At 41.8% G+C, this 23,360-nt stretch carries 28 protein-coding genes; 2 read left to right on the top strand and 26 right to left on the bottom strand.

The genetic code is table 11. The annotated features are described in order from the left end of the window. Window positions 1–15: 15 nt before the first annotated feature. The 16 genes from rpsL to M1F74_RS00065 form a co-directional block, all read right to left on the bottom strand. Complete coding sequence (rpsL, locus tag M1F74_RS00140; protein ID WP_001142332.1) at window positions 16–429, bottom strand: 30S ribosomal protein S12; 414 nt, start codon at window positions 427–429, stop codon at window positions 16–18. A 318-nt stretch (window positions 430–747) separates the two neighbouring features. Beyond that, window positions 748–1,347: a response regulator transcription factor gene (locus tag M1F74_RS00135; RefSeq protein ID WP_247945946.1), complete on the bottom strand. Its 600-nt coding sequence runs from the start codon at window positions 1,345–1,347 to the stop codon at window positions 748–750. Between the two features lies 1 nt (window position 1,348). Further along, entirely contained in the window at window positions 1,349–2,446 is a 1,098-nt protein-coding gene (locus tag M1F74_RS00130; RefSeq protein ID WP_247945945.1) for a sensor histidine kinase, read from the bottom strand. 4 nt (window positions 2,447–2,450) lie between these two features. Then, the gene (locus M1F74_RS00125; RefSeq protein ID WP_247945944.1) at window positions 2,451–3,185 is read right to left on the bottom strand and encodes an ABC transporter permease; all 735 of its coding nucleotides are present in this window, start codon (window positions 3,183–3,185) and stop codon (window positions 2,451–2,453) included. A 12-nt stretch (window positions 3,186–3,197) separates the two neighbouring features. Then, the gene (locus tag M1F74_RS00120; RefSeq protein WP_247945943.1) at window positions 3,198–4,073 is read right to left on the bottom strand and encodes an ABC transporter ATP-binding protein; all 876 of its coding nucleotides are present in this window, start codon (window positions 4,071–4,073) and stop codon (window positions 3,198–3,200) included. Beyond that, window positions 4,060–4,254 carry a hypothetical protein gene (locus M1F74_RS00115; RefSeq protein WP_247945942.1) on the bottom strand — a complete coding sequence of 65 codons (195 nt, stop codon included), beginning with the start codon at window positions 4,252–4,254 and terminating at the stop codon, window positions 4,060–4,062. The genes M1F74_RS00120 and M1F74_RS00115 overlap by 14 nt, the downstream gene beginning before the upstream one ends. Beyond that, window positions 4,251–4,457, bottom strand: coding sequence for a hypothetical protein (locus M1F74_RS00110; protein ID WP_057488782.1), 207 nt, complete (start codon window positions 4,455–4,457; stop codon window positions 4,251–4,253). The genes M1F74_RS00115 and M1F74_RS00110 overlap by 4 nt, the downstream gene beginning before the upstream one ends. Window positions 4,458–4,580: 123 nt before the next feature. Then, window positions 4,581–6,248 (bottom strand): DAK2 domain-containing protein, encoded by a 1,668-nt coding sequence (locus M1F74_RS00105; protein ID WP_084910516.1) that lies wholly within the window; start codon window positions 6,246–6,248, stop codon window positions 4,581–4,583. A gap of 2 nt (window positions 6,249–6,250) precedes the next feature. Next, on the bottom strand, window positions 6,251–6,616 hold the full coding sequence (locus M1F74_RS00100; protein ID WP_000216435.1) for an Asp23/Gls24 family envelope stress response protein: 366 nt from the start codon (window positions 6,614–6,616) through the stop codon (window positions 6,251–6,253). Window positions 6,617–6,768: 152 nt separating this feature from the next. Further along, window positions 6,769–6,957 carry a 50S ribosomal protein L28 gene (rpmB, locus tag M1F74_RS00095; protein WP_001140948.1) on the bottom strand — a complete coding sequence of 63 codons (189 nt, stop codon included), beginning with the start codon at window positions 6,955–6,957 and terminating at the stop codon, window positions 6,769–6,771. A 106-nt stretch (window positions 6,958–7,063) separates the two neighbouring features. Further along, entirely contained in the window at window positions 7,064–7,738 is a 675-nt protein-coding gene (locus M1F74_RS00090) for a LiaF transmembrane domain-containing protein (RefSeq protein ID WP_247945941.1), read from the bottom strand. 5 nt (window positions 7,739–7,743) lie between these two features. Beyond that, entirely contained in the window at window positions 7,744–8,190 is a 447-nt protein-coding gene (locus tag M1F74_RS00085; RefSeq protein WP_247945940.1) for a LytTR family DNA-binding domain-containing protein, read from the bottom strand. A 113-nt stretch (window positions 8,191–8,303) separates the two neighbouring features. Further along, complete coding sequence (locus M1F74_RS00080) at window positions 8,304–8,807, bottom strand: phosphatase PAP2 family protein (RefSeq protein ID WP_247945939.1); 504 nt, start codon at window positions 8,805–8,807, stop codon at window positions 8,304–8,306. A gap of 97 nt (window positions 8,808–8,904) precedes the next feature. Next, a complete protein-coding gene (locus M1F74_RS00075) occupies window positions 8,905–10,665 on the bottom strand; it encodes an ABC transporter ATP-binding protein (RefSeq protein ID WP_247945938.1) in 1,761 nt (586 codons plus the stop codon). Continuing rightward, window positions 10,655–12,424, bottom strand: coding sequence for an ABC transporter ATP-binding protein (locus M1F74_RS00070; protein ID WP_247945937.1), 1,770 nt, complete (start codon window positions 12,422–12,424; stop codon window positions 10,655–10,657). The genes M1F74_RS00075 and M1F74_RS00070 overlap by 11 nt, the downstream gene beginning before the upstream one ends. Next, the gene (locus tag M1F74_RS00065) at window positions 12,408–12,869 is read right to left on the bottom strand and encodes a MarR family winged helix-turn-helix transcriptional regulator (protein WP_247945936.1); all 462 of its coding nucleotides are present in this window, start codon (window positions 12,867–12,869) and stop codon (window positions 12,408–12,410) included. Before M1F74_RS00065 ends, M1F74_RS00070 begins: the two co-directional genes overlap by 17 nt. Window positions 12,870–13,059: 190 nt before the next feature. Between M1F74_RS00065 and M1F74_RS00060 the strand changes: the two genes are divergently transcribed. Next, window positions 13,060–13,749 carry a CD20-like domain-containing protein gene (locus tag M1F74_RS00060; protein ID WP_247946211.1) on the top strand — a complete coding sequence of 230 codons (690 nt, stop codon included), beginning with the start codon at window positions 13,060–13,062 and terminating at the stop codon, window positions 13,747–13,749. A gap of 47 nt (window positions 13,750–13,796) precedes the next feature. Here M1F74_RS00060 and M1F74_RS00055 read toward each other — a convergent pair whose 3' ends face one another. Then, window positions 13,797–14,513, bottom strand: a complete 717-nt coding sequence (locus tag M1F74_RS00055) for a YebC/PmpR family DNA-binding transcriptional regulator (RefSeq protein WP_247945935.1) — start codon at window positions 14,511–14,513, stop codon at window positions 13,797–13,799. 96 nt (window positions 14,514–14,609) lie between these two features. Continuing rightward, a complete protein-coding gene (locus tag M1F74_RS00050; RefSeq protein ID WP_247945934.1) occupies window positions 14,610–15,980 on the bottom strand; it encodes an MATE family efflux transporter in 1,371 nt (456 codons plus the stop codon). 109 nt (window positions 15,981–16,089) lie between these two features. On the opposite strand from M1F74_RS00050, the gene M1F74_RS00045 reads away from it, so the two are divergent. After that, a complete protein-coding gene (locus tag M1F74_RS00045) occupies window positions 16,090–16,644 on the top strand; it encodes a GNAT family N-acetyltransferase (RefSeq protein ID WP_000060287.1) in 555 nt (184 codons plus the stop codon). A gap of 118 nt (window positions 16,645–16,762) precedes the next feature. Here the strand turns inward: M1F74_RS00045 and recA are convergent, their stop codons facing one another. The 8 genes from recA to M1F74_RS00005 form a co-directional block, all read right to left on the bottom strand. Beyond that, the gene (recA, locus tag M1F74_RS00040; protein ID WP_001085446.1) at window positions 16,763–17,911 is read right to left on the bottom strand and encodes a recombinase RecA; all 1,149 of its coding nucleotides are present in this window, start codon (window positions 17,909–17,911) and stop codon (window positions 16,763–16,765) included. Between the two features lie 54 nt (window positions 17,912–17,965). Next, window positions 17,966–19,222, bottom strand: a complete 1,257-nt coding sequence (locus M1F74_RS00035; RefSeq protein ID WP_247945933.1) for a competence/damage-inducible protein A — start codon at window positions 19,220–19,222, stop codon at window positions 17,966–17,968. Between the two features lie 73 nt (window positions 19,223–19,295). Beyond that, entirely contained in the window at window positions 19,296–20,336 is a 1,041-nt protein-coding gene (gene brpA, locus M1F74_RS00030) for a biofilm formation/cell division transcriptional regulator BrpA (RefSeq protein WP_247945932.1), read from the bottom strand. Window positions 20,337–20,340: 4 nt separating this feature from the next. Further along, window positions 20,341–20,862: a GNAT family N-acetyltransferase gene (locus M1F74_RS00025; RefSeq protein WP_247946210.1), complete on the bottom strand. Its 522-nt coding sequence runs from the start codon at window positions 20,860–20,862 to the stop codon at window positions 20,341–20,343. Then, window positions 20,852–21,295: a tRNA (adenosine(37)-N6)-threonylcarbamoyltransferase complex ATPase subunit type 1 TsaE gene (tsaE, locus tag M1F74_RS00020; RefSeq protein ID WP_000288252.1), complete on the bottom strand. Its 444-nt coding sequence runs from the start codon at window positions 21,293–21,295 to the stop codon at window positions 20,852–20,854. Before tsaE ends, M1F74_RS00025 begins: the two co-directional genes overlap by 11 nt. An 85-nt stretch (window positions 21,296–21,380) precedes the next feature. Next, window positions 21,381–22,004, bottom strand: a complete 624-nt coding sequence (locus M1F74_RS00015) for a hypothetical protein (protein WP_247945931.1) — start codon at window positions 22,002–22,004, stop codon at window positions 21,381–21,383. A gap of 136 nt (window positions 22,005–22,140) precedes the next feature. Then, a complete protein-coding gene (ndk, locus tag M1F74_RS00010) occupies window positions 22,141–22,560 on the bottom strand; it encodes a nucleoside-diphosphate kinase (protein WP_247945930.1) in 420 nt (139 codons plus the stop codon). 352 nt (window positions 22,561–22,912) lie between these two features. Next, the coding region (locus M1F74_RS00005) for a Cna B-type domain-containing protein (RefSeq protein ID WP_247945929.1) at window positions 22,913–23,360 on the bottom strand (448 nt) is incomplete at its 5' end.

The following is a 23,360-nucleotide window of genomic DNA, read 5'->3' as shown; positions in this document are numbered from 1 at the left end:
CTTTATCCCCTTTCCTTATGCTTTTGGACGTTTAGTACCGTATTTAGAACGGCCTTGTTTACGATCGTTAACACCTGCAGTATCAAGTGCACCACGGACGATATGGTAACGTACCCCTGGAAGGTCTTTTACACGTCCACCACGAAGAAGCACCACGCTGTGTTCTTGCAAGTTGTGTCCGATACCTGGGATGTAGGCAGTAACTTCGATAAGGTTGCTCAAACGTACACGAGCGAATTTACGAAGGGCAGAGTTAGGTTTTTTAGGTGTCATTGTTCCCACACGAGTTGCAACACCACGTTTTTGTGGTGAAGAAACGTTTGTTTGAACTTTTTTATGACTGTTGTAACCAACGTTCAAAGCTGGTGATTTAGATTTTTCTACTTTTGATTTACGCGGTTTGCGAACCAATTGGTTAATTGTAGGCATCTACATTCTCCTGTGTTTTTTTATTTTTGGTGATGATACACTTGGTGACAGCTACCATCTGTGTGTACTTTTGCAACATTTGTCAGCACGTCCCTGTACACTTTTGAGAGACCAAAAGTAAAAAGTACCGTCTATTATTGTAACACAATTTATCCTTCATTGTCAAGATATTTTTTATTTTTATTCTGATCTTTTAACTCTTTGACACTAGCTTTCACCGCTTTTCTAAACCAGAAAAGGAGGCAATTTGCCTCCTCCTTTCTAGTATGGTTTCCCTTTGATTCAAGTTGTCATTTCGGAATTTTTTAACCCTTCTTATCAAAGCCAACCAGATTCTTTTGCTATGTTGGCTGCCTCTGTTCGATTACTAGCTTCTAGTTTCGAAAGAATATTGGTGACATAGTTTCGGACGGTTCCATTTGATAGATAAAGCTGATCTGCGATTTCTTGGTTAGACAAGCCCTGAGCGATTCCCTTTAAAACGGCGATTTCTTGCTCTGTTAACGGATTGGGATGTGTCATCACCACTTCCATCAATTCAGGCGAATATTCCTTGCGTCCTTCGAGAACAGTGTGCAAGGTTTGCATGAGATCTGCAATGCTTCTTTCTTTTAAGACATAAGCATCCACTCCAGCCTTGACCGCACGTTCAAAATAGCCGGGGCGTTTGAAGGTCGTCACGACGACTACCTTAGTTTCTAACTTTTCTGCTCGTATCCACTCCAAGACTTCAAGGCCCGTCTTAACAGGCATTTCTACGTCAAGAATGGTGATATCCACAGACTCTTTTTCTAGGAGTTGGATTGCCTCTTGGCCATCCTTGGCTTGTAGGACAGAATCTACATCTGGTTGAAAGGTAAGCAACTGGCACATAGCATCTCGCAACATACTTTGATCTTCTGCAACAAGTAGTTTCATCTTAGTTTCTCTCCTTATAAGGTAGTCGAACCTGCACTTCAGTTGGATGTTTCTGACTGATTATCTTTACTTCTCCTGAAAAAGGAAGGACACGATCGCAGACTGTATGAAGTTCATCTCCTTTTAGAGAAGCAAAGCCACAGCCATCATCTCTCACTGTTAGAATAAGTTCTTTCTCTGTTCGTTCTAATTTTAAGTAGGCTTTGGATGCTTTGGCATGTTTGATGATATTGGTCACCAATTCAAGCAAAATCATGGAAGCTGTTGACTCCAATTCCTGAGTTAGGCTAGCAGTATCTAGTTGGTGATTGACTTCCGTTTCAATTCCAGCAATTTCCAGCATTTTTTTAACAGTCGCAAACTCGGAGGCAAGTGTTCTGGTTTTGAGATTTTCAATGATGGTACGAACTTCGTTCATGGATTCTTTACTGATCTGATGAATTTCTTTTAATTCTTTTTCCACTTGAGGATAGGCCTCCATTTGAAGAAGCTGGAGGGCAAGATCCGTCTTCACACTCAACATAGCAAAAGTATGGCCTAGACTGTCATGGAGATCCTGGCCGATACGACTGCGTTCATTTTCAGCCAAGAAGAGATTGAGCTTTGCATTTTGTTTTCTCTTTTCTTCTTTTAGCTCTTCTGCCATCCGAATTCGATAGAGACCAAAAGTCAAGGCATCAGAAAAGACAAAGGTCACCAAGAAAAAGAGCAGTTGCCAGGGACTAACTTGATCGACCATATAAATCCCTGTCAAAATCAGCGGTTGTAAGACAATAAAGCTGACAAAACGCCAAGAGTGAAAAGAAATCTCATCCAGTTGGTAAATAAGGAGGTTTGATAAATAAAAGATAAACCAAGCGAAGCTCCCATTCAGCCAAACGGAACTGTAAAAAATGTAAGCAAGCATGATCCACCAAGCTAGCCACTGCACGGTGCGATTCTGACTGACTAAAACCGAATAGAAAGCTAGGACAAATAGTAGGGTCCATAACAAGGTTAAAAGCGGGTACTCTCCAACGATGACACCCGCTATAGGAAAGATGATAAACACTGTTGAAATATGAAACATATAATGAGTGTTTTTAAATTTTTCCAACATAGATTTATTTTACCTCAATCCGTTTTTTAAGCTGGATTACCAGTACACTAAAGAACACTGTATAGCCTAGTACAACCAAGGCAGAAAGAATATTCAACTCATGGTGCTCCAAATAAGTAGAGACGACCTGCATCAGTTGATAGGTTGGAGTCAGTTTTCCAATAGATTGGAGCCATTCTGGGAAGGAACTCAAAGGGAACCAGAGTCCACCTAGGACAGCCAAAGCAATATAGGCAATATTTCCAATAACCGTCATCAATTGAGCACTGGGAAGCAAGCTCACCAAGACCCCCATACTGATAAAGACCACACTTCCGACCAGCAACATAACTCCAATCACCAACCAATCAAGCCAAGGCAGAGTCACTCCACGGACAAAATGACCAACTGAAAAGACAACTATAATTGATAACAAGAAAGTCAGTAGAGTACTGAACAGTTTTGATACATAATATTCTACCATAGATACGGGAGAATGTTGAATCAATTTTTGCCAGTTGTTTGTCTTATCAGACTCGAGTGTGCTAGGAATGCTGAAAAAGGCGCTTGACATGATACTAAAGAGCGTCATGGCAAAAAGATAGGCTTGAAGAGCGATCTCTGGAATATCTGACCCTGACATCATACCAGAAAATATAAGGTAAAACACACTTGGAAGTCCGATGGAAAGCAAGTAGTAGACGGCTTGCCGTTTCATCAGAATGATTTCCACTTTCATGAGACTTGTCATATTTTTCATCGTCAATCTCCTTTAGTCTTGAGTCGTTTCGAAGATGCTGTCTAAGAGAGTTCGATTGCGAACTTCAATTTCTTCGATCGTGCAGCCCTGTTCTTGCAAGACTTCCCATACCTGGCTGGCTTCTTTGGTTGTGAAGGAAAGTGCATTTTGCTTGATTTCAATCTCTTGAACCTGGTTCAAAGTGCTGATAACTTCCTGATAAGTTAGAGGTACCGTAAAATGCTTTTCTTGTTCTTCACCACGCATGGCATAAGGCGTCGTATCGCGAATCAATTCTCCCTTGTGGAGAACCAAAATGCGGTCAGCCGTATGCTCCACCTCTTCGATATAGTGGGAAGAATAGACAATAGTCACACCATTTTTCTTTAACTGATTGACAATTTCCCAAAAATGCTGACGTGTCGAGGTATCCATTGCAGCAGTCGGCTCATCTAAAAATAAAATTTTCGGACGACCTATTAGTGCCAACACAAAAGAGAACAAGCGTTTTTGCCCACCAGACAACTTGCCCGCTAGCTGATTTTTCTGCTTATCCGAGAATCTCAGCAAGTCATCAATTTCTTTGTCTGAAAGGCTGTCGGGATAAAGTGACTTAAAAAATGATAGAAGTTCTTTCACTTTCAAGCTTTGGACAACTGCATTTTCTTGAGGCAAGACAGAAATAAGCTGCTTTAATCGAGGATCTGTTGGTACAAACCCTTGAATGGCTATCTGACCTGAGCTCATGAACTTATCGCCCAAGAGGCAATCAATCAAGGTTGTTTTTCCTGCTCCGTTAGGCCCGATCAAGGCGACACACTCACCATCGTTGATTTCAAAGGAGATGTTCCGCAAGATCTCCCTGTCTTTTATTTTCTTACTCAATTTCTCAACTTTAATCACAGCCATGAGATTCTCCTTTCAACCACTTCATTCCCATAGGGAAAACAACGAAAATCATAAATCCAAAACCCCAAGCACCACGAATGAATTGGCGAAGCAAGGTTTGGTCAAACCAACCAGTACACATTTCCACTAACCATACCAAGAGTGACAGGCCGATAAAGAGATAGATGATTGTTTTTTTCATTCCTCAAACTCCTTTTTCACATCTCTGACCAATTTCAAACCTTCTCTGACAAGCCAAGACATCATTCCAAAGCCAGCAAAGAGCTCCCAAGGAAAATGATAGAAACCCTCGTCCAATCCTGAAAACATGAGATAGGTCATAACTCCTGCTGCTACTAAACTCACTGCGATAATCATTTTATTTTTCATTTCTTCTTCCTCCATTTCATACTTCAATTATAGACTTTTGAAGTTGGCGGAGCTAGATGCTTCTGTCACTAGGAAATATGACAAATGTCATAAAAAAAGAAAGCTGTAAAATCAACTTTCTTTTTTATCTATTAAATTTTATTCCACACTGAAAAGATATGGATATACAGGTTGTTGACCTTGGTGAATCTCTACTTCAACATCTTCAAATTCTTCTGCGATTTCTTGGGCAATTTCATTGGCAAGTTCTTCGCTTCCGTCTTCACCGACATAGAAAGTCACGATTTCACTGTCCTCGTCCAACATATGTTTCAATGTTTCTGTCAAGGTTTGGTGCATGTCAGGATTTGATACAAGGATTTTCCCATCTACCATACCAAGATTGTCATTTTCATGAATTGCTAATCCATCGATAGTTGTATCGCGAACGGCAGTTGTTACACTACCGCTGATGACATCACCAAGGGCTGCAGTCATGCGTTCTTTGTTTTCTTCGATTGATTTGCTTGGATCAAAGGCAAGAAGACTGGTCAAACCTTGAGGAATTGTACGTGCTTCTACCACAACAGCAGGTTGTTCAAGCACTTCAGCCGCAGACTGAGCTGCCATAAAGATATTTTTGTTGTTTGGCAAGAAGATAATGTTGCGAGCATTGACCTGTTCAACAGCCTTGATAAAGTCTTCTGTTGAAGGGTTCATTGTCTGACCACCTTCGATGACATAATCCACACCTTGGGCACGGAAGATATCTGCTAAACCTTGACCAGCTACTACTGCGATAAGGGCATACTCTTTTGTTTCAGCAGGCTTGTTTCCTTGAGTTGCTTCTTTTTCAACTTGCGCTTCGTGTTGGTTACGCATGTTGTCCACTTTTACCTTAATCAAGCTACCATATTTGAGACCTTCTTGCATGACAAGACCTGGATCTTCTGTATGGACGTGAACTTTGACGATTTCATCATCATTGACAACAAGGAGCGAGTCTCCGAGTTCATTCAAGTAGTTACGGAATTCATCGTAGTCAAAGTCCTTAGAATAAGTTGGACCTTGTTTGAGGGCTACCATGATCTCTGTACAGTAACCGAAGGTAATATCCTCAGTTGCCACATGCCCTGCTACAGACTTGTGGTGCTCTGCATTGATCATTTCACTCATGTTAGCAGGAGTCGCTACAAAGTCTTCAGAAGCACTGTATTCACCAGTAAGAGCTGAAAGGAATCCTTCGTAGATGAAGACCAAACCTTGACCACCTGAGTCTACCACACCAACTTCCTTAAGGACTGGAAGCATTTCTGGTGTCTTAGCCAAAGCTGCTTTTGCGCCTTCCAAGGCTGCACGCATGACCTCAACAGCATCATCTGTCTCCTCGGCTTTTTTCTTAGCCCCAATAGCTGCTCCGCGAGAAACAGTCAAAATAGTTCCTTCAACTGGTTTCATAACCGCTTTATAAGCTACTTCGACACCAGATTGGAAGGCAAGAGCCAAGTCTTGACCTGTTAATTCATCCTTTCCCTTGATAGCTTGGGAGAAGCCACGGAAGAGCTGAGAAGTGATAACCCCTGAGTTCCCACGCGCCCCCATCAAGAGCCCTTTGGCAAGAATGCTCGCTACTTCTCCAACTGTAGAAGCAGGCTTGTCTGCTACTTCTTTCGCACCATTTTCAATGGTCATTCCCATGTTTGTCCCAGTATCTCCATCTGGAACTGGAAAGACGTTCAATGAATTGACATATTCTGCTTGCTTATTCAAACGAGTTGATGCAGCCTGCACCATCTCTTGGAATAAACTGGTAGTAATTTTTGACACGATTATTCTCCTACAACTTTGATATTTTGAATGTAGACATTCACAGTCTGAGCAGTAATTCCTAGTTGATTTTCTAGACTAAAACGAACACGCTCTTGAATGTTTTTTGACACTTCGCTTATCTTTATTCCGTAACTCAACACGGTATAAACATCAACTGCGATGCTACCATCTTCGGCTGCCTTCACGACAACACCCTTAGAATAATTTTCCTTACCAAGAAGGGCTTGGAAATTGTCTTTGAGGGCATTTTTACTAGCCATACCGACCACACCAAAAATCTCAGTTGCGGCACCACCTACTACGGTTGCAATCACTTCATCTGTCAGTTCGATTTGACCATCTTTTGTATTAATTTTTACAGTCATTTTTTTTACCTCAACTAGTTGATACTCTATTTTATCATATTTCAGCCCAAGTGTAAAAGCAGAATGCTGTATCGGCGGATATTTGCTCTATTTTTCAAATGATTTTATCCTTAGAGCAAAAGAAAAAGACCTAAGCGGTCTTTTCATTTTTATTAAACGCGTTCAACTTTACCTGATTTCAAAGCACGAGCTGAAGCCCAAACTTTTTTAGGTTTACCATCGATAAGAACAGTAACTTTTTGAAGGTTTGGTTTTACGGCACGTTTTGTTTGGTTCATCGCGTGTGAACGGTTGTTTCCTGATACAGTCTTACGACCTGTAAAGTAACATACTTTAGCCATTGTGTTTTCCTCCTATTAGATCTAATATAGCGGATGTGCTAGCACCACATACCGTACTATGTTATCACACTTTCTCTATTTTGGCAAGGAAATTAGGAGACTTTTTTTATTTAACGTAAACAACTCCAAGTTTACCAAAAGCAACTTCCCCACGGATAATCAGGGTTTTGTTTGTTGGCGCTACAGGAGCATCTGCCTTAGCTGCACCAAAGGAGGTTTCTACTTTCAAATCGACACGCCAGTGTTGTGGAACATAGACAGTTGCATTCCCGAAGGCCACTTCAATATTTAAAGTTGCAAAATCACCTAACATCTCTGCATTATCATAGTAGATTTTTGCATCTCCAAAAGCAACTTCAACTTGGTCATCTACAAGATCTTGATCTTGCTTATAGAAGGTCCCACTACCAAAAGCGACTTCCTTATCCGTGACGACTGTTCGTTCACCGTTGTACCACCATTTTTTGCCATACCAAAACTTACTTGAGTGAGTGAGATAGCCAACTCCTAGCACTGCTAAGATACTAGCCCAAAACAAAGACTGGTTTGGAATAGGAAAAATGTTATAAAAATGATTCGCAATCATTAAGGCTACTAGAGCGGTAAAAACTGCTGATGTTAGATGACGACGAAGCAAAGCTTCAATTGATTGGTAAGCAAAAAAGACGATACCAATCAAAGGCCATATTTTACCATCCAAAGAAGGAATGCCAAAATTTCCTTGCAGCAAGATCCAGGCTGCTAAAACCAATAAAACAATACCAAATGCTTTCTTTTTCATGTCTTTTACCTCATGTTTCTTAGATTTTCTTTTAGGAGGGACTGGTAATGTCGTGAGACATGAACCTCCTTGTGCGTCTGATAAAAGGAAATGGTGCCCGTTCCTGAAAAGGACTTGTCCACTGAGTAAATCTGACGGATGTTTGCTATCGTTGACTTGGAAACTCGACTAAAATAGCGAGGTAAGATGGACTCCAACTCATAGAGCTTGAGGCGAACTTCATAGGCTTCCTTCTGGTTATGAGCGTAGATCTTGCTTCCTTCTGTTTCAAAGAAGAGAATTTCTGACAGGTCTAGATAATATTCACCTGTCCCCTTGTAAAAAGTCAACCTCGGAGCCTTTGACTCTTGCAAAAGTCGTTGCAAGTCTGCAATTTCATCTGTCAAAGCGGGGGTCTTGATGACAATTTCAGTCTCCTCTAAGTTGTCGTCAATCTCAATTCGTAACTTCATCACATCTCCTTTCTGACTCTACTATATCAAAGCTAAGATAGGAATACAAGGGCAAAAAAGCAAGTGGTCTATATGAAGCAGTAAGTGGTTGTAGGACCAGCCTAACTTACATGTCAGAATAGGAAGAAAAGGAATCCCCACAACAGACCGCAGACATAGCCAACCAAGACGTCCTTTGGATAATGCACACCACCTAAAACCCTCACCAAGCCCAGCAAAGCTGAGAAGAGCAAGCATGCTAAGCCAACAGGTAGACTAGCATGCAGACAGGCCATGGAGATGATAGTTGCCGAAAAAACATGGCGACTGGGCATCGACTGTCCCGAGCTATCTTTTTCAAGCAGAGGACTGATGTCCCAAGTTTCATAAGGTCGCGGGTGGTTGATTTTCTTACGAAAAAGAGACAAAATCACAAAACCTGATGCAGGGATAAGCACATAAACCCCAACTTGCTGACCCAATCCTAGTTGCAGGTAAGTGGTGACTAGCAAGATCAGATAGACCAAGGGCATGGCGACTGTCATCAAGCGATTAAAACTGCGTAACAGAAATAGAAGGGTGGGATGGCTGGTGAGCCTGGAGCTGATATTTCGATACCATTCTTGATAATTTTTCATTTATACTTCTCATTCATTACCTTGTTTTTGTCTACCGGTGAGGCATTTGTCTTCTAGTATAGTGCAGAAAAAGAAGGCCGTCAAGCCTTCTTTAGATTTATTCTTCTGCTTCGTCTTCTGTAAATTGGCTATTGTACAAGTCGGCATAGAAGCCACCTTGCGCCATCAGCTCCTCATGATTGCCTTGTTCGATGATATTGCCATCTTTCATGACAAGAATCAAATCAGCATTACGAATAGTTGACAAGCGATGGGCAATGACAAAGGAAGTTCTGCCTTCCATCAAACGGTCCATGGCTTTCTGAATCAATTCCTCTGTACGTGTGTCAACTGAGGATGTCGCTTCATCCAAAATCAAGAGCGGTGCATCTTTCAATAAAGCACGAGCGATAGTCAAGAGCTGTTTCTGTCCGACAGACAAGGTCACTGTGTCATCCAAAAGAGTATCGTAGCCATCTGGCAAAGTCATGATAAAGTGATGGATTCCTACAGCCTTGCTAGCTTCCATCATCCGCTCATCGCTGATGCCCGTTTGATTGTAGATGAGATTTTCCCGAATGGTTCCTTCAAAGAGCCAAGTATCTTGCAAGACCATTGAAAAGGCATCATGCACTTCCGAACGCTTCATGTCCTTAGTATCCACGCCATCGATACGGATACTTCCCTTATCAACCTCATAGAACTTCATCAAAAGATTGACAATGGTTGTCTTACCAGCTCCAGTTGGCCCAACGATAGCGACCTTTTGGCCTGCATGAGCTGTCGCAGAAAAGTCATGGATGATGGTGCGTTCTGGTGTATAGCCAAAGGATACGCGATCAAAGACCACTTCTCCCCTCATGCCAGTCAATTGTCTTTCCTTATGGGATTCATCCTGCATCTCAGCTTCACCTAGAAATTCAAAGACACGTCCCATGGCTGCACTGGCTTGTTGCAAGCTGGTAATCCCTTGGGCAATCTGTGACAGGGGTTGTGAGAAGGTACGAACATAGACCATAAAGGCTACAATAACCCCGATAGTGATATGCCCTTTTAGAGCAAGCGCGGCCCCAACGATGATGACCAAAACATAGCTAAAATTCCCAACAAAGAACATGGCTGGCATCATGATACCAGAGATAAACTGAGATTTCCAGATGCTGTCGTGCAAGTTCTGATTCAAACCTGCAAATTTCGCTTTAGAGGTGTCTACTGCGTTGTAGCTCGTTACAACATTGTGTCCCGAATACATTTCTTCTACATAACCATTGACAGCCGCCAAGTTGTTTTGCTGAGCTCTAAAGTACCCTTGTGACTTAGCCATAATTACGGAAACTGCCGCAAAACCAACAAGCGTAGAAACAACCGTTACCAGAGCTAAAATCCAGTTCATGCTAAACATGGTCACCAAAACAGCAATCAACAAGAAGCTAGCTGAGAGTACTGTTCCCAAACTTTGATTGAGAGATTGAGCGGCCGTATCAACGTCATTGGTCACGCGCGAAAGGGTATCTCCTTGAGAATGACGATCAAAATAGCCAAGGGGCAAACGATTGATTTTTTCAGCAATTGCCGTCCGCAAGCGTTTTGAAAAATGTTGGATACTTGTTGAAAAGATATAGGCCTGTGTATAGTTAAGGATAGCACCAAGTACATAGAGAATCACTAAAAAGCTAGCAATACTTGAAACAGCCTCTAGGTCAATTCCCGTCATCAAACCATCTGAGATTAAGTTGGTAATTTCTTTAATCTTGGTTGGTCCATAAACCGTGATGATGCTTGAACATACAGCTGCTACAACCGCTACTAGTAGGGGAAGTTGGAGACCTGCTAGAAAAGGTTTAGAGTGTTTCCAAAAAGACATTTTCTTATTTTCCATGTTCCAATTCCTCCTTCGATAGTTGTGAGTAGGCAATTTCTTGGTAGACTTCATTGGTAGCTAGAAGTTCCTTGTGGGTGCCTTGCCCCACGACTTTTCCTTGATCCAAGACTAAGATCAGGTCAGCATCCATAATGGTAGAAATCCGCTGCGCTACGATAAGTTTGGTCATGGATTTTGTTTTCTCAGCTAGCTCTTGGCGAAGGACACGATCTGTCTTGTAGTCCAAGGCTGAGAAAGAGTCATCAAAGATGAGAATCTCTGGTTTACGAGCCAAGGCACGCGCAATGGCCAAACGCTGTCTTTGACCTCCTGAGAAGTTGGTTCCACCTTGGGCTACTTCTGATGCAAGACCTGCTTCCTTGTCCTCGATAAATGCTTTAGACTGGGCCAATTCAAGAGCTTGCCACATAGCAGCCTCGCTCAGAGGAGTTTCTTTGCTCTTACCAAAGTCCAAGTTCCCCTTGACATCTCCAGAAAAGAGTACAGCTTTTTGTGGAATATAGCCGACCTTATTGCGCAAATCTTCCAAATCGTAATCTTGCACATTAACTCCGTCCACTAGGATTTGTCCATCTGAAACGTCGTAAAAACGTGGCAAGAGGTTGACAAGCGTAGACTTACCTGATCCAGTCGATCCGATGAAGGCTACGGTTTGACCCGCTTCTGCTTTGAAAGTGACATGTTCCACGACTGCTTCTGAGTTTTTAGAGTAGCGGAAAGTCACATCACGGAATTCCACTTGTCCTTGAACTGAAGGATCCGCTGTCTGTGCATGACTAGGATTTTCAATAGAAGAATGCAGATCCAATACTTGATTGATACGTCCTGCCGAAACCAAGGTACGAGGAAGAACGATAAAGAGTGCTCCCATGAGAAGGAAGCCCATCACGACCTGCATAGCATAGGACATGAAGACCACCATATCACTAAAGAGTGGCAAACGTTCTGTCAAACTTGCATCGTTGATGATATAGGCACCAATCCAGTAAATGGCTAGACTCAAGCCACTAGAAATCGCCATCATAATGGGATTCATAATGGCCATCAAGCGATTGACAAAGAGATTGAGACGTGTTACCTCATCGTTGGCTGCTTCAAATTTCTTATCTTGGTAATCTTCCGCATTGTATGCACGAACAACTCGAATCCCAGTCAAACTTTCACGAGTGATGCTATTGAGTTTATCTGTCAATTTTTGGATGACAGATTGTTTTGGAAAGGCTAGAGTAATGAGAACAGTGGTCATCAAGACATTGACAATGACGGCTACCACTACTGCCCAGAGCCAGTATTCCGACTTCCCAAGGATTTTTCCAATGGCCCAGATAGCCATAATCGGCCCACGAGTAACCACTTGCAAGCCCATGGTAAAGAGCATCTGTACCTGGGTAATATCATTGGTCGTCCGAGTCAAAAGACTTGGGATTGAAAAGCGCTTGATCTCTGTCTGTGAAAAATCCAAAACCTGATGAAATACGTCTCTACGTAGATGGGTTGTATAGGATGCTGCAACACGAGCAGCAAAGAAACCAACCATAACAGATGAAAAGAAAGCCAATAAAGACAATCCAATCATCTTCGCAGCTGGTGACCAGAGTGCATCCATCTGTGTCCCTGACGTTCCGAGTAATTCTGTAATTTGCGAAATGTAGGTCGGTACCTCTAACTCGAGATAGACCGAGAAACAAGTGAAAAGAATCGTAAGGACGATCATTCCCCACTCTTTTCCTGTAATACGTTTAGCGAGTTTCTTCATTCTCTCCTCCTATCTTCTCAATATTTTCTTGCAATTGCCCGAGTACCTTTTCAAAGATTGCCAAGTCTGACTTTGAAACACCCTCTAGCAGGCTCTGATCAATCCGATCAAAAAAAGCTTTAACTTTTTGCATCTGCGAACGCGATTTCTCCGTCAGGCGAACAAATTTTGCCCGCTTATCGCTCGGGCTCGCCTCTAACTCGACCAAACCATTTTGTACCATGCGCTTGACTAGATTGCTGGCGACTGACTTGGTGATATTGAGTTCCTGCTCAATATCCTTGATTAACACCGCCTGTTCAGACTCCTCACGATAGTCTAAAAATCGTATAACTTGGCCCTGCGGTCCGCCCATAAATTCAATACCACAACGTTTTGCTTCCTGTTGCACCATAAGGTGAACCTGATGCCCAAAACGTTTAAAGACCAACATCGGTTTATCCATGTTTTCTCCCTTCTAAATGAAAATAGTTCTCTGGAGAACTAATTAAGTTTCCATGAGAACTATTTTATCATTTTCAGAAAAGATGTCAAGAAAAAAGTTCCCTAGAGAACTATTTTAGTCTGAATTGACATTGGAGAATATTTTCTCTATAATAAGCACTAGCTACCGTGGATAGGAATCCATTCACTTGATGAAGGGAGAAAACGTTCAAATGAAACCAGAAGAACAAAAGGTTTTAGGGATTTTAGCAACCATTTTTGGAGCCATCGCACTTTTAGGATCTTGGATCCCATTTATTAACTATCTATCGTTTTTCATCGCTATTATCGCTTTGATCTTAGGTATTATCGGCCTTATCGTCAACCTCAAAAAACGGAAAACAATGGCCATTATCGGAACATCCTTGTCAATTGCTTCTATTATACTCTTCCTTACGACCCAGATGTTGTATGCTAATGTCTACAAAGAGTTTGTCAGAGAGTTTAACCGTTCCTATAGAGAAGCTAGCTCCTCAATGGAACGCGACCTGACAGATGATACCATTGATTCACTCCCTGAAGAGGAGGAAGAAGACGATACCTTCACTTGGACCCAAGAACAGTTCGACGCTTTAATCGAAGGTGACCTTGATAACAAAGGAAAAGGTGGTACCAATTACAAGGATATTATCAAAAAACACGGACTGCCAGACTCTGAGCTTGATTCCACTATTGGGGGATACGATACGAGAAAAGTCACCTATATCTCTATTGGTGACAAGATCAAGACTGTTACCTTAACTTTTGCAAAACAGGACAATGGACAGCTCTTACTAGTTCATAAAATAGCTGTAGGCCTAGGAGAAAGCCAGCAGCAAAGAGATTCTGGAACCAGAATCTAATCTCAAATATAAAAAGCGAACAGCTAGCAAGTCTGTTCGCTTTTTTATTAGAATCCATCAACATTTGTGTAGATCTTTTGGACGTCCTCATCATCCTCAAGAACGCTGTAAAGTTTTTCAAAGGTTTCCAAATCTTCACCTGACAACTCAACTTCTGACTGAGGAATCATTTCCAGTTCAGTAACTTGGAATTCTTCGACACCTGACTCACGAAGGGCAACGATAGCCTTGTGAAGGTCAGTTGGAGCTGTGTAAACAGTGATTGTTCCTTCTTCTGTTTCTACATCATCCACATCAATGTCTGCTTCAAGCAAAAGCTCAAAGATAGCATCCGCATCATCACCAGCAAATACGATAACACCCTTGTTGTCAAAGAGGTAAGAAACAGAACCTGAAGCTCCCATGTTACCGCCATTTTTACCAAAAGCAGCACGAACGTTCGCAGCTGTACGGTTGACGTTTGAAGTCAAGGTATCCACAATCAGCATAGAACCATTTGGTCCAAATCCTTCGTAACGTCCTTCTGTAAAGGTTTCGTCTGTGTTTCCTTTTGCCTTATCGATAGCCTTATCAATAACGTGTTTTGGCACCTGCGCTTGTTTAGCACGATCGATAACGAATTTCAAAGCAGTGTTTGATTCTGGATCTGGTTCCCCTTTTTTAGCTGCTACATAGATTTCTACACCAAATTTTGCATACACTTTAGAGTTAGCTCCATCTTTAGCCGTTTTCTTGGCTACGATATTGGCCCATTTACGTCCCATTAGGAATCTCCTTTTTTCACATTTTAATCTTTCTTATTATAACACAAGTCTAGCTGATTTTCACTAGAGGAAATGGATTTTCTTTTGCAAAGCAAGCTAGAATTTCCCTCCGACTGCCACGATTTTCTTGCCTTCTTTTATCCAAGGGTGTTGGGAAAGGGAGAAGTAAAGTTGGACAGTCATCACAACCCAGAGTAGCGGTTCACAGAGAATAACACCTGTATAGCCTGTCCATGGAATAATCCAAGCTACGAAAATAATTTTCCCAAACAACTCGATAAAGCTAGATATAAGTGGCAAAAGTTTTTGGCCTAGTCCCTGCAAGCTATTTCTATAAATCAATAAAAGGCTTAAAAATGGATAAAATACAGAACTGATACGTAAGTACAAGGTCCCGTTTTCTACCAAGTAGCTGTCTGTCGAACTCGCCAAGAAAGAGACTAGGCTAGGACTGGCAAAAAATAGGAAAATACAGGCAAAGGCTGCCCAAGACATACTCAAATAGCTCCCTAAACGAAGGCCTTGGACAATACGTTCGGGACGTTTCGCCCCAAAATTTTGAGAGATAAAAGTCGTCATCGATGCTGAAATAGCCGTCATTGGCAGCAAGGCAAAGGCCATGATTCTGCGCGCTGCTGTTTGAGCACTGATAATGACTGCACCAAAACTATTGACAGAGGATTGCAAAATGACACTTCCGATAGAGACGATTGACCCCATCAGACCCATGGCTAGCCCCTGCTCCAAGAGATCAACATAGAGAGACTTATTCCATTTGAAATGTTTCAAGCCTGGAAGAAGTTCTGGAACACTCTTACGAATATAAAAATAACAGAGAATAGCTGACAGACCTTGCGAGATAATAGTCGCAAGACCAGCAGACTGAACACCCAGATGCAGTTGCGTAATAAAATACAAATCCAAGATCACATTAACGATAGCTGAGAAGATAAGAAAAGCAAGAGCCGCAAGGCTATCACCAATCGAGCGCAGTAAGCCTGCAAAAAGATTGTAAGCAAAACTAACCCCTACACAGGTAACAATCATGGAGATGTACTCGTAGGATTGAGGAAGGATTTCTACAGGTGTTTCTAGGTACTGCAAGAGTGGATAAAGACCGAAGAAACCCATCAGCATGACAAGAGCACTCAGGATGGCACCCAGAATCCAAGTTGCTGCAACAGCTTCTTTAATCTTAGCAAAATTACGAGCACCGTAAAGGCGAGCGATGACAACTCCCATCCCATTTCCAACTCCGAGGGCAAAGCCGATGATCAGATCAAAAATAGCCGTCGTTGCTCCTACTGCTGCTAGGGATTCTTGTCCAAGGAACCGCCCTACAATCAAGACGTCAGCTGTATTATACAGTTGTTGGAAGATATTGGACAACAGAATTGGAAGGGCAAAACTCAAAAGCGAGGGGAGAATGGAGCCATGAATCAGGTCCACTGTTCGTTTTTTATTCATAAAGATATTATATCAGCTTTCCAGAGGACCGACAAGATTCTTTAACGAATCCTGAAATCAATTGCTTACAGAGAGACAATTTGCTATAATCAAGGAAAGGAGGTCATTTATGAGTTTGACCAGTCAATTAATAACCGATGTGTTTCCAGATCTTGATAAAGTTGAAAAGCTAAATAACGAAGCTTTCCCCGAGGAAGAACGGGTCCCTCTTTCTGAGTTTTTGCGCTATCAGGACCGAGATGACGCCCACTTTTTTGCTTTTTATAACGAAGAAGAATTTGTTGGCTTTGCTTTTGCCATCTCCAACCAAAAGGCCTTCTATATCAGCTTTTTTGCCATCATGCCTCACTTAAGAAGTCACGGGTATGGGAAGGAAATTATCGACAAACTAACTGATTTTTATCAGCGAACCATGTTGCTTGAAGTAGAGCGATTGGATGAAGAATGCGATAACTTGGAACAAAGAAAAGCTCGTATGAGCTTCTATCAACAAAATGGCTTCAAAACAGCTAACGCTTTTCTAGAGTATGATGGCTTGAGTTTTGAAATTCTCTACCGCGGTGACCATTTCGACGAGGAAGCCTATCGCGACATCTTCCAAAAATTACAAGATGAACATTATTTTGACTTTCACATCAAATACAGGCGCTTTAGTGATCATTAGTTGTTTCAAGGAAGAGAAGTCTAACGAACTTTCTCACAATAAAACGCATAATATCAAGGTTCTGAATACCTGATATTATGCGTTTTTATGATTTTGAAAGCTTTCCCTAGTTTTATCTTTAATCTTCAATTTCGATTTCAAGTCCATCGCCTAGGTCAAGCGTCACTTCTTGGTTAGGTGCCAAATCTTCAGCGGCAGAAGTAGAAGTGGTTCCTTCTTCATCTTCAATCAAACCGTATTGAACACGAACCTGATGGTCGATCTCATCAAAAATCTCTGGGTGATCCGCCAAGTATTTCTTAGCATTTTCAGATCCTTGCCCGATTTTTTCACCCTTGTAAGAGTACCACGCTCCTGCTTTTTGGATGATATCGAGATCACTTGCGATCTTCAAGAGCTCACCAGTCTTAGAAATCCCTTCTCCGTACATGATTTCAACGAAGGCTTCCTTAAACGGTGGAGCTACCTTATTTTTCACGACCTTGATCTTGGTTTCCTTACCGACATTGGTATCTTTTTGGTCACCAGTTCCTTTGATTTGTGTGCTTCCACGAACATCCAAACGGACTGAAGCGTAGAATTTCAGAGCACGTCCACCAGGTGTTGTTTCTGGATTTCCAAACATAACCCCAACTTTTTCACGCAACTGGTTGATAAAGATGGCAATTGTTTTGGTTTTATTGATAGAAGCACCAAGTTTACGCATGGCCTGACTCATCATACGAGCCTGCAAACCAACGTGGCTGTCTCCAATATCCCCATCAATTTCTGCACGAGGTACAAGGGCCGCAACTGAGTCAATAACAACAAGGTCAACTGCACCTGAGTCAATCAATTTTCCAGCAATTTCAAGACCTTGCTCTCCTGAGTCTGGTTGTGACAAGAGCAATTCGTCAATGTTTACACCAAGGGCTGCAGCATAGGCTGGGTCAAGAGCATGTTCCGCATCGATAAAGGCTGCAATACCACCTTCTTTCTGTGCTTGCGCAACAGCGTGAAGGGCAACCGTTGTCTTACCAGATGATTCTGGTCCATAGATTTCGATGATACGTCCCTTAGGATAACCACCTGAACCAAGAGCAATGTCAAGAGCCAAGGACCCTGAACTCATGACTTGCACTTTTTGCTCCGCGCGCTCGCCTAAACGCATGATTGAGCCTTTACCAAAGTCTTTCTCAATCAATTTAAGAGCATCGTTCAAGGCTTTTTCACGATCCGCTCCAAACTTTTTTGAAATCTCATCTAATTTTTTTGGTTTTTTCGCCATTCTGTTCTCCTATATTCTACTGGTCCTTAGACCTATTTACTATTATATCAAAATTTAGTCACTTAATAAAGCCTTGCGAACTAGGTTAAAGGCATGCATAACCGCGATGTGACGTACATCTGCTCGACTCCGTCCTGCGATATTAGCCTTGATCACCTCTGTCCCTTTTGCATGTGCCAGTCCAATAAAAACTGTGCCGGCTGGATGCCCCTCTAGGCTATCTGGCCCAGCTACACCTGTCAGACTGACTCCATAATCAGACTGAGTCTTGAGCCGTGCCTGCTCTGCCATTTTTCGAGCCGTAAACTCAGAAACGACCCCGTGTTCTTTTAGCTCTTGCTCGGAAATATCCAACATCTTAGACTTTTCTTCTAGGCTGTAAGTGATAAAACCGCCATTAAAGATTGCTGAGACGCCCGAAAAGTCTGCTAAAGTAGCTTGAAAGAGACCTGCCGTCAAGCTTTCTGCCGCAGTAATGCTTTTCTGTCTCTTCTTTAGCTCTTCTACAACGACACTTGCGAGACTGGTTTCTTCCCCATATCCATAACAGATGTCTCGCAGAGAAATTCCCTCAAAAGTCTGACGATCCAAGATTTGATTTTCTAGGATATCCAGCACTCGATCAGCCTTTTCTTGACTGACTGCTTTTGTGGACAAGCGCAAGGTCACTTCTCCCGTCTTGGCATACGGCGCCAAGGTCGGATCTGTTTGATGGTCAATCAAATCCGCCAAAATGGTCACCAACTGACTCTCCCCAATTCCAAAGAAACGGAGCACTCGTGAATAGAGCTTAGTACCAGTCATTAACTTGGGTAAGAGCTGATTTAAGACCATGGGTTTCAACTCACTTGGCGGTCCTGGAAGGACTACGTAGGTCACGCCATCTACTTCCGACACCCCTCCTACTGCTAAACCAGTCTCATTTGGTAGTGGGGTCGCCCCTTCTACAATTTGGGCTTGCCGCTCATTATTTGGTGTTCGCGCATAGTCTGGCCTTTGGGCAAAAAAGATATCTAGTTTTTCCTGCGCTTGAGGATTAAACTCTAGATTTTTTCCCAAAAATTTAGCCAGAGTTTGTTTGGTCAAATCATCCTTGGTTGGTCCCAAGCCCCCTGTCAAAATCACAAGATTACTACGTTGACTCGCAATCTCAAGCAAGGACAAAAGACGAGCTTCATTGTCTCCGACAGCTGTTTGAAAATAAACATCTACCCCGATTTCGGCTAACTTCTCTGATAAAAACTGAGCATTGGTATTGACGATCTGCCCTGTTAAAATTTCTGTTCCGACAGCAATAATTTCTGCTTTCATTTTTCCTCCTATTTATCTATTCGAATTTTTTTGAAAAAATCGCAGGAAATTTCCCACGATTTGATTCTTTGTTTTATTCTACCTCTTCGTTTGAAACACTAGTACTGGTTGAAGGCGCTGTCCGACCAAAGGCTGTTTCGTACAGTACCGCATTGGTTTCCAATTCTGTCACTGGCTCTTTACCTAGTGAACTACGCAAGAGATTTTGCATTTCGAGCATATGTTCTGAAGTGACAATCTGATAAGAAATTCCCTGTAGCTCAGCATCTTCTCCGCGCAATTGATGCGTTTCGATATTCTTGAAAGAATCTTGATAGCCGAGCAATTGTGGAATGCTCTTAGCTGATAAGTCCACATTGGTCTGCATGTTGTCACTCAAAGCTTTGAGGATACCTTGATAATGGCTCACACTGTTTAGACTCAAAACCTTCTCTACGATTTTTTGAATGACTTCACGTTGACGTTTTTGACGGCCGTAGTCTCCTTCAGGGTCTTGGTAACGCATCCGTGAATACACCAAGGCTTCCTCACCATTCAAGTTTTGTTCCCCAACACCAATGGAAATCTTATTAAACTCTTCTTGGTCAGTGATGGAAATTGGAAAACCAAGTGTATTGTTGACAGTGATTCCACCAACTGCATCCACCAATTGTTGAAGGCCTTGCATGTTGACCATTACATAGCGGTCAATGTGGATATTCATCATCTTTTGAATAGTAGAAATTGCAAGCTCCGCACCGCCATTGGCATAGGCCGCATTGAGTTTGGCTTCCTGAACTTGGCCATTTCCACTCTCAATCTTGGTCAGAATATCTCGTTCCAAACTCATCATAGTGGTTTTCTTTGTTTTTGGATTAACCGTCAAGAGAATCATGGAATCACTATTCCCTGCCCACGGATCTGTACGTTCCGAATTTCCCGTATCTACCCCCATCAAGAGGATAGTCAGTGGCTCCGTCGCTTCGATAACGTTGGTTTCTTCCCCGATTTTTTTGTAAGTCTTTTTACTTAGGGTTTCTGTTCCCTGTTGGTAGATGGTATAGCCATAAACCGCTACACCTAAAACTGTTACTGCTAGGAAACCTAGAACCATTCCAATTAATTTTTTAATCATCTTGTTATTCATCTATCAATTTGCCCATCAGACAAACATCTAAAAATATCCCTTCTGCTAAATAGGCTCCTCTTTCTTGCAAGCCTTCTATGATAAATCCCATTTTTGAATAGAGGTGGATAGCAGCCTCGTTTTGTTTTTGTACACTGAGTTGCAAGCGGCGCAAGACACCACTGTCTTTAGCCCACTCGATGCCTTCTTCTAGGAGTATTGTAGCCAAGCCTTGGTTCCAAAATTTCTTGCGAACTGCTAGAAAAACATCTCCAATATGCCGAACTCTTAAATGTTGATCCGCTGTGATATTTAAGATACCTGCAATCTCATCATTCAGTGAGGCGAGAAGAGTAATTTGATTCTCCGATGCAGCTTGTTTTTCGATAAAAAGAGCCATTTCAGACGCTGTCATCATGATACCATTTTCATCTAGGCTAGTGAGGTCTGTCTCTTGACCGACACAATCTAAAAATGCAATCAAAGCTGTAGCATCTGAAGTCTCTGCCTCACGAATGCACAACTCATACTCCATCATGAAGCTCCTTGATGAGTTGTTCAGCCCGAGGGCCATGAGCCGTAAAATGAAGACAACGACCCTCAGCTTCTTTCAAAATTTCCAATTCCAAATAGGAATCTGGTAAATCCTCACCCAAAAGATGCCCCCACTCAATAACAGTCACACCGCCACCAAAGAGAAACTCATCCAAGTCAATAGAATCAGCGTCTCCTTCGATACGGTAGACATCCAAATGGTAAAGCGGCAGACGCCCTTCATACTCTCTCACGATAGTATAAGTTGGACTTTTAATCATCTGACGGATATCCAAACCCTTGGCAAGGCCTTTTGTAAAGGTTGTTTTACCCGCACCCAACTCTCCCGTCAAGATCAGAACATCGTCTTTTTGAAGCAAATGACCTAATCTTTCTCCGAGAGCTCGAAGCTCTTCTTCATTTTTTGTGTACATGTTACTATTATACCAAAAAGTTTTCTTTTGTGTGAATTTTCTTTATAGACTTACTATGCTAAATTTATAGTTCTCCTTTCCTTTCTTAGAAAAAGGTAAAAATACAAATAACAAATAAAACATCGCGAATCACATGTCCGTAAAATGAAATTTCCCTTTGCACGGATTTTGGAAAGAGGAAACGCGCACATAAAAAACCGAGACCGATATAAAGGAGAATGGAGGAGATCGTTACGGGATTTCTCAAGAAAATAATCGTGCCTAAAACGGAAATCACAACCGTTCTCTTCTTGTTGAGATGGTTGTCCATATCCCGAATATATTTATCAAAAGGTAAGAAAATCCATAGATCTACTCCCAGCAAGAAAAAGAATGAAGGCAAAAAGAGGTCAACCAGATCCTGCTGAAGCTCAGTACCAACTTGGATACTTTCCGATAAAATGAAACAGCTGGCTAAAAGATTGATGATTAAAAGAAGATTATGGATAAGCTTCACTTTCTCTGCAGAATGCAAAATACTATGACTTTTATGACCCAAGGTATGGAAGTAATTAATCCCAGCACAAAAACCAGAAACTCCCACTATGAGAATTAAAAAATAGACATTTTCTTCTCTTAAGGATAAAAATGATTCCTTCCACAATAAACAACTTCCAAATAAAATTTGAGCGACAGCTAATAATAATAAAACACGAATTGATTTCATCATTTCCTTTTCTTCCTCCGTATAAGAAATTATACTCTGACAGGATTAGAAAATGATAAATGACTTCCAAAATGTCACATTAGGACGCTGAACTGTACAAAAAACAGTTCCGTCATTCACAGAACTGTTCTCTTCTAATCTAATCCTTAAACCAGAGGGCGATTTCTCGTTTAGCTGACTCTTCTGAATCTGATCCATGTACGACGTTTTGAATGGGTTGATTTTCTCCTGCCGCCTTAGCAAAATCTCCCCGGATGGTCCCCGGAAGAGCCTCTTCTGGACGAGTAGCCCCCATCATGTCACGCCAGCTTTCAATTACCTTGGGACCTGAAATGATTCCAACAATTATTGGACCTGAGGTCATAAATTGGCGGATAGGAGGATAAAAACTTTTTCCAACTAAGTCGCGATAGTGTTGGTCAATCAAATCTTCTGAAACTGTTGAACGTAACTCTAATTTTTCGAGTTTGAAACCACGTCGCTCAATTCTTTTCAAAACCTCGCCAACTAGACCTCTCTTCACACCATCTGGCTTAATGATAAAGAATGTTTGTTCCATATAAATCCCCTTGTCATTTTAGTTCTTCTATTCTACCACACTTTATGAAAGAGTGGGAAAATTTTCTGAAATTAGCAAGCTCTATCATTTCTAAAGTAGGTAAATCTTAATATTCAAATTGCCTGAAGAAGCCTGCCGATAATAAGAGCCTTAACGTTAAGTTTCATCCATAACCTGACACAAAACTTGAAGAACTTTGACAACTTTAAAACTAGAATTCTCATTGCTTTGAATATCAAAAAGAGAGAACCAATCTGATTCTCTCTCGTACTTAGTTATATGTTCCCCACTACAGTTGCCCATGACTTCTAAGCACTATCCTTTACAGTAGTGAAGTTATTCCTTATTTCTACTATCCTTGATTTTTACGTCTATATCCTATTAGCATCAGTAATACTCCTGAGGTTAACATTATCCATACATATTGGGATACGTTGCTTCCATCTCCTGTATTAGGTAATGTCTTGTTATTACTTGTATTTGGTACCTCTGGTTTATTCGATTCTGGATTATTTGGTGTAGAAGGTTTTGTTGGAGTCTTTTCCTTATTGGTGATGGTGAAGCCTTCTTTCATGCTTCCTGCGTAATCAACTCCATACCACTTGCCTGCAAGTAAAATGCTGTTTGAAGTTTCCCCAACTTCTTTGACGGTGTACTGATGAGCTGCTCCACCAAGGGTCGCAGAGACGGGCAGTTGCTCAAAGCTGGCTGTCCAGTTGTTGTCTTTGGTCAACTCTTGTACTTGACCAGTTGCCACGCCGTCTTTATAGAGTTCGACTGTGACACTGTCTACAGGCGCG

Origin of the sequence: Streptococcus oralis (assembly GCF_023109315.1) — a bacterium.
GTDB lineage: Bacteria > Bacillota > Bacilli > Lactobacillales > Streptococcaceae > Streptococcus > Streptococcus oralis_BS.
Note: the sequence above shows the minus strand (reverse complement) of the source record. Positions and strands in the feature narration are given on the sequence as shown.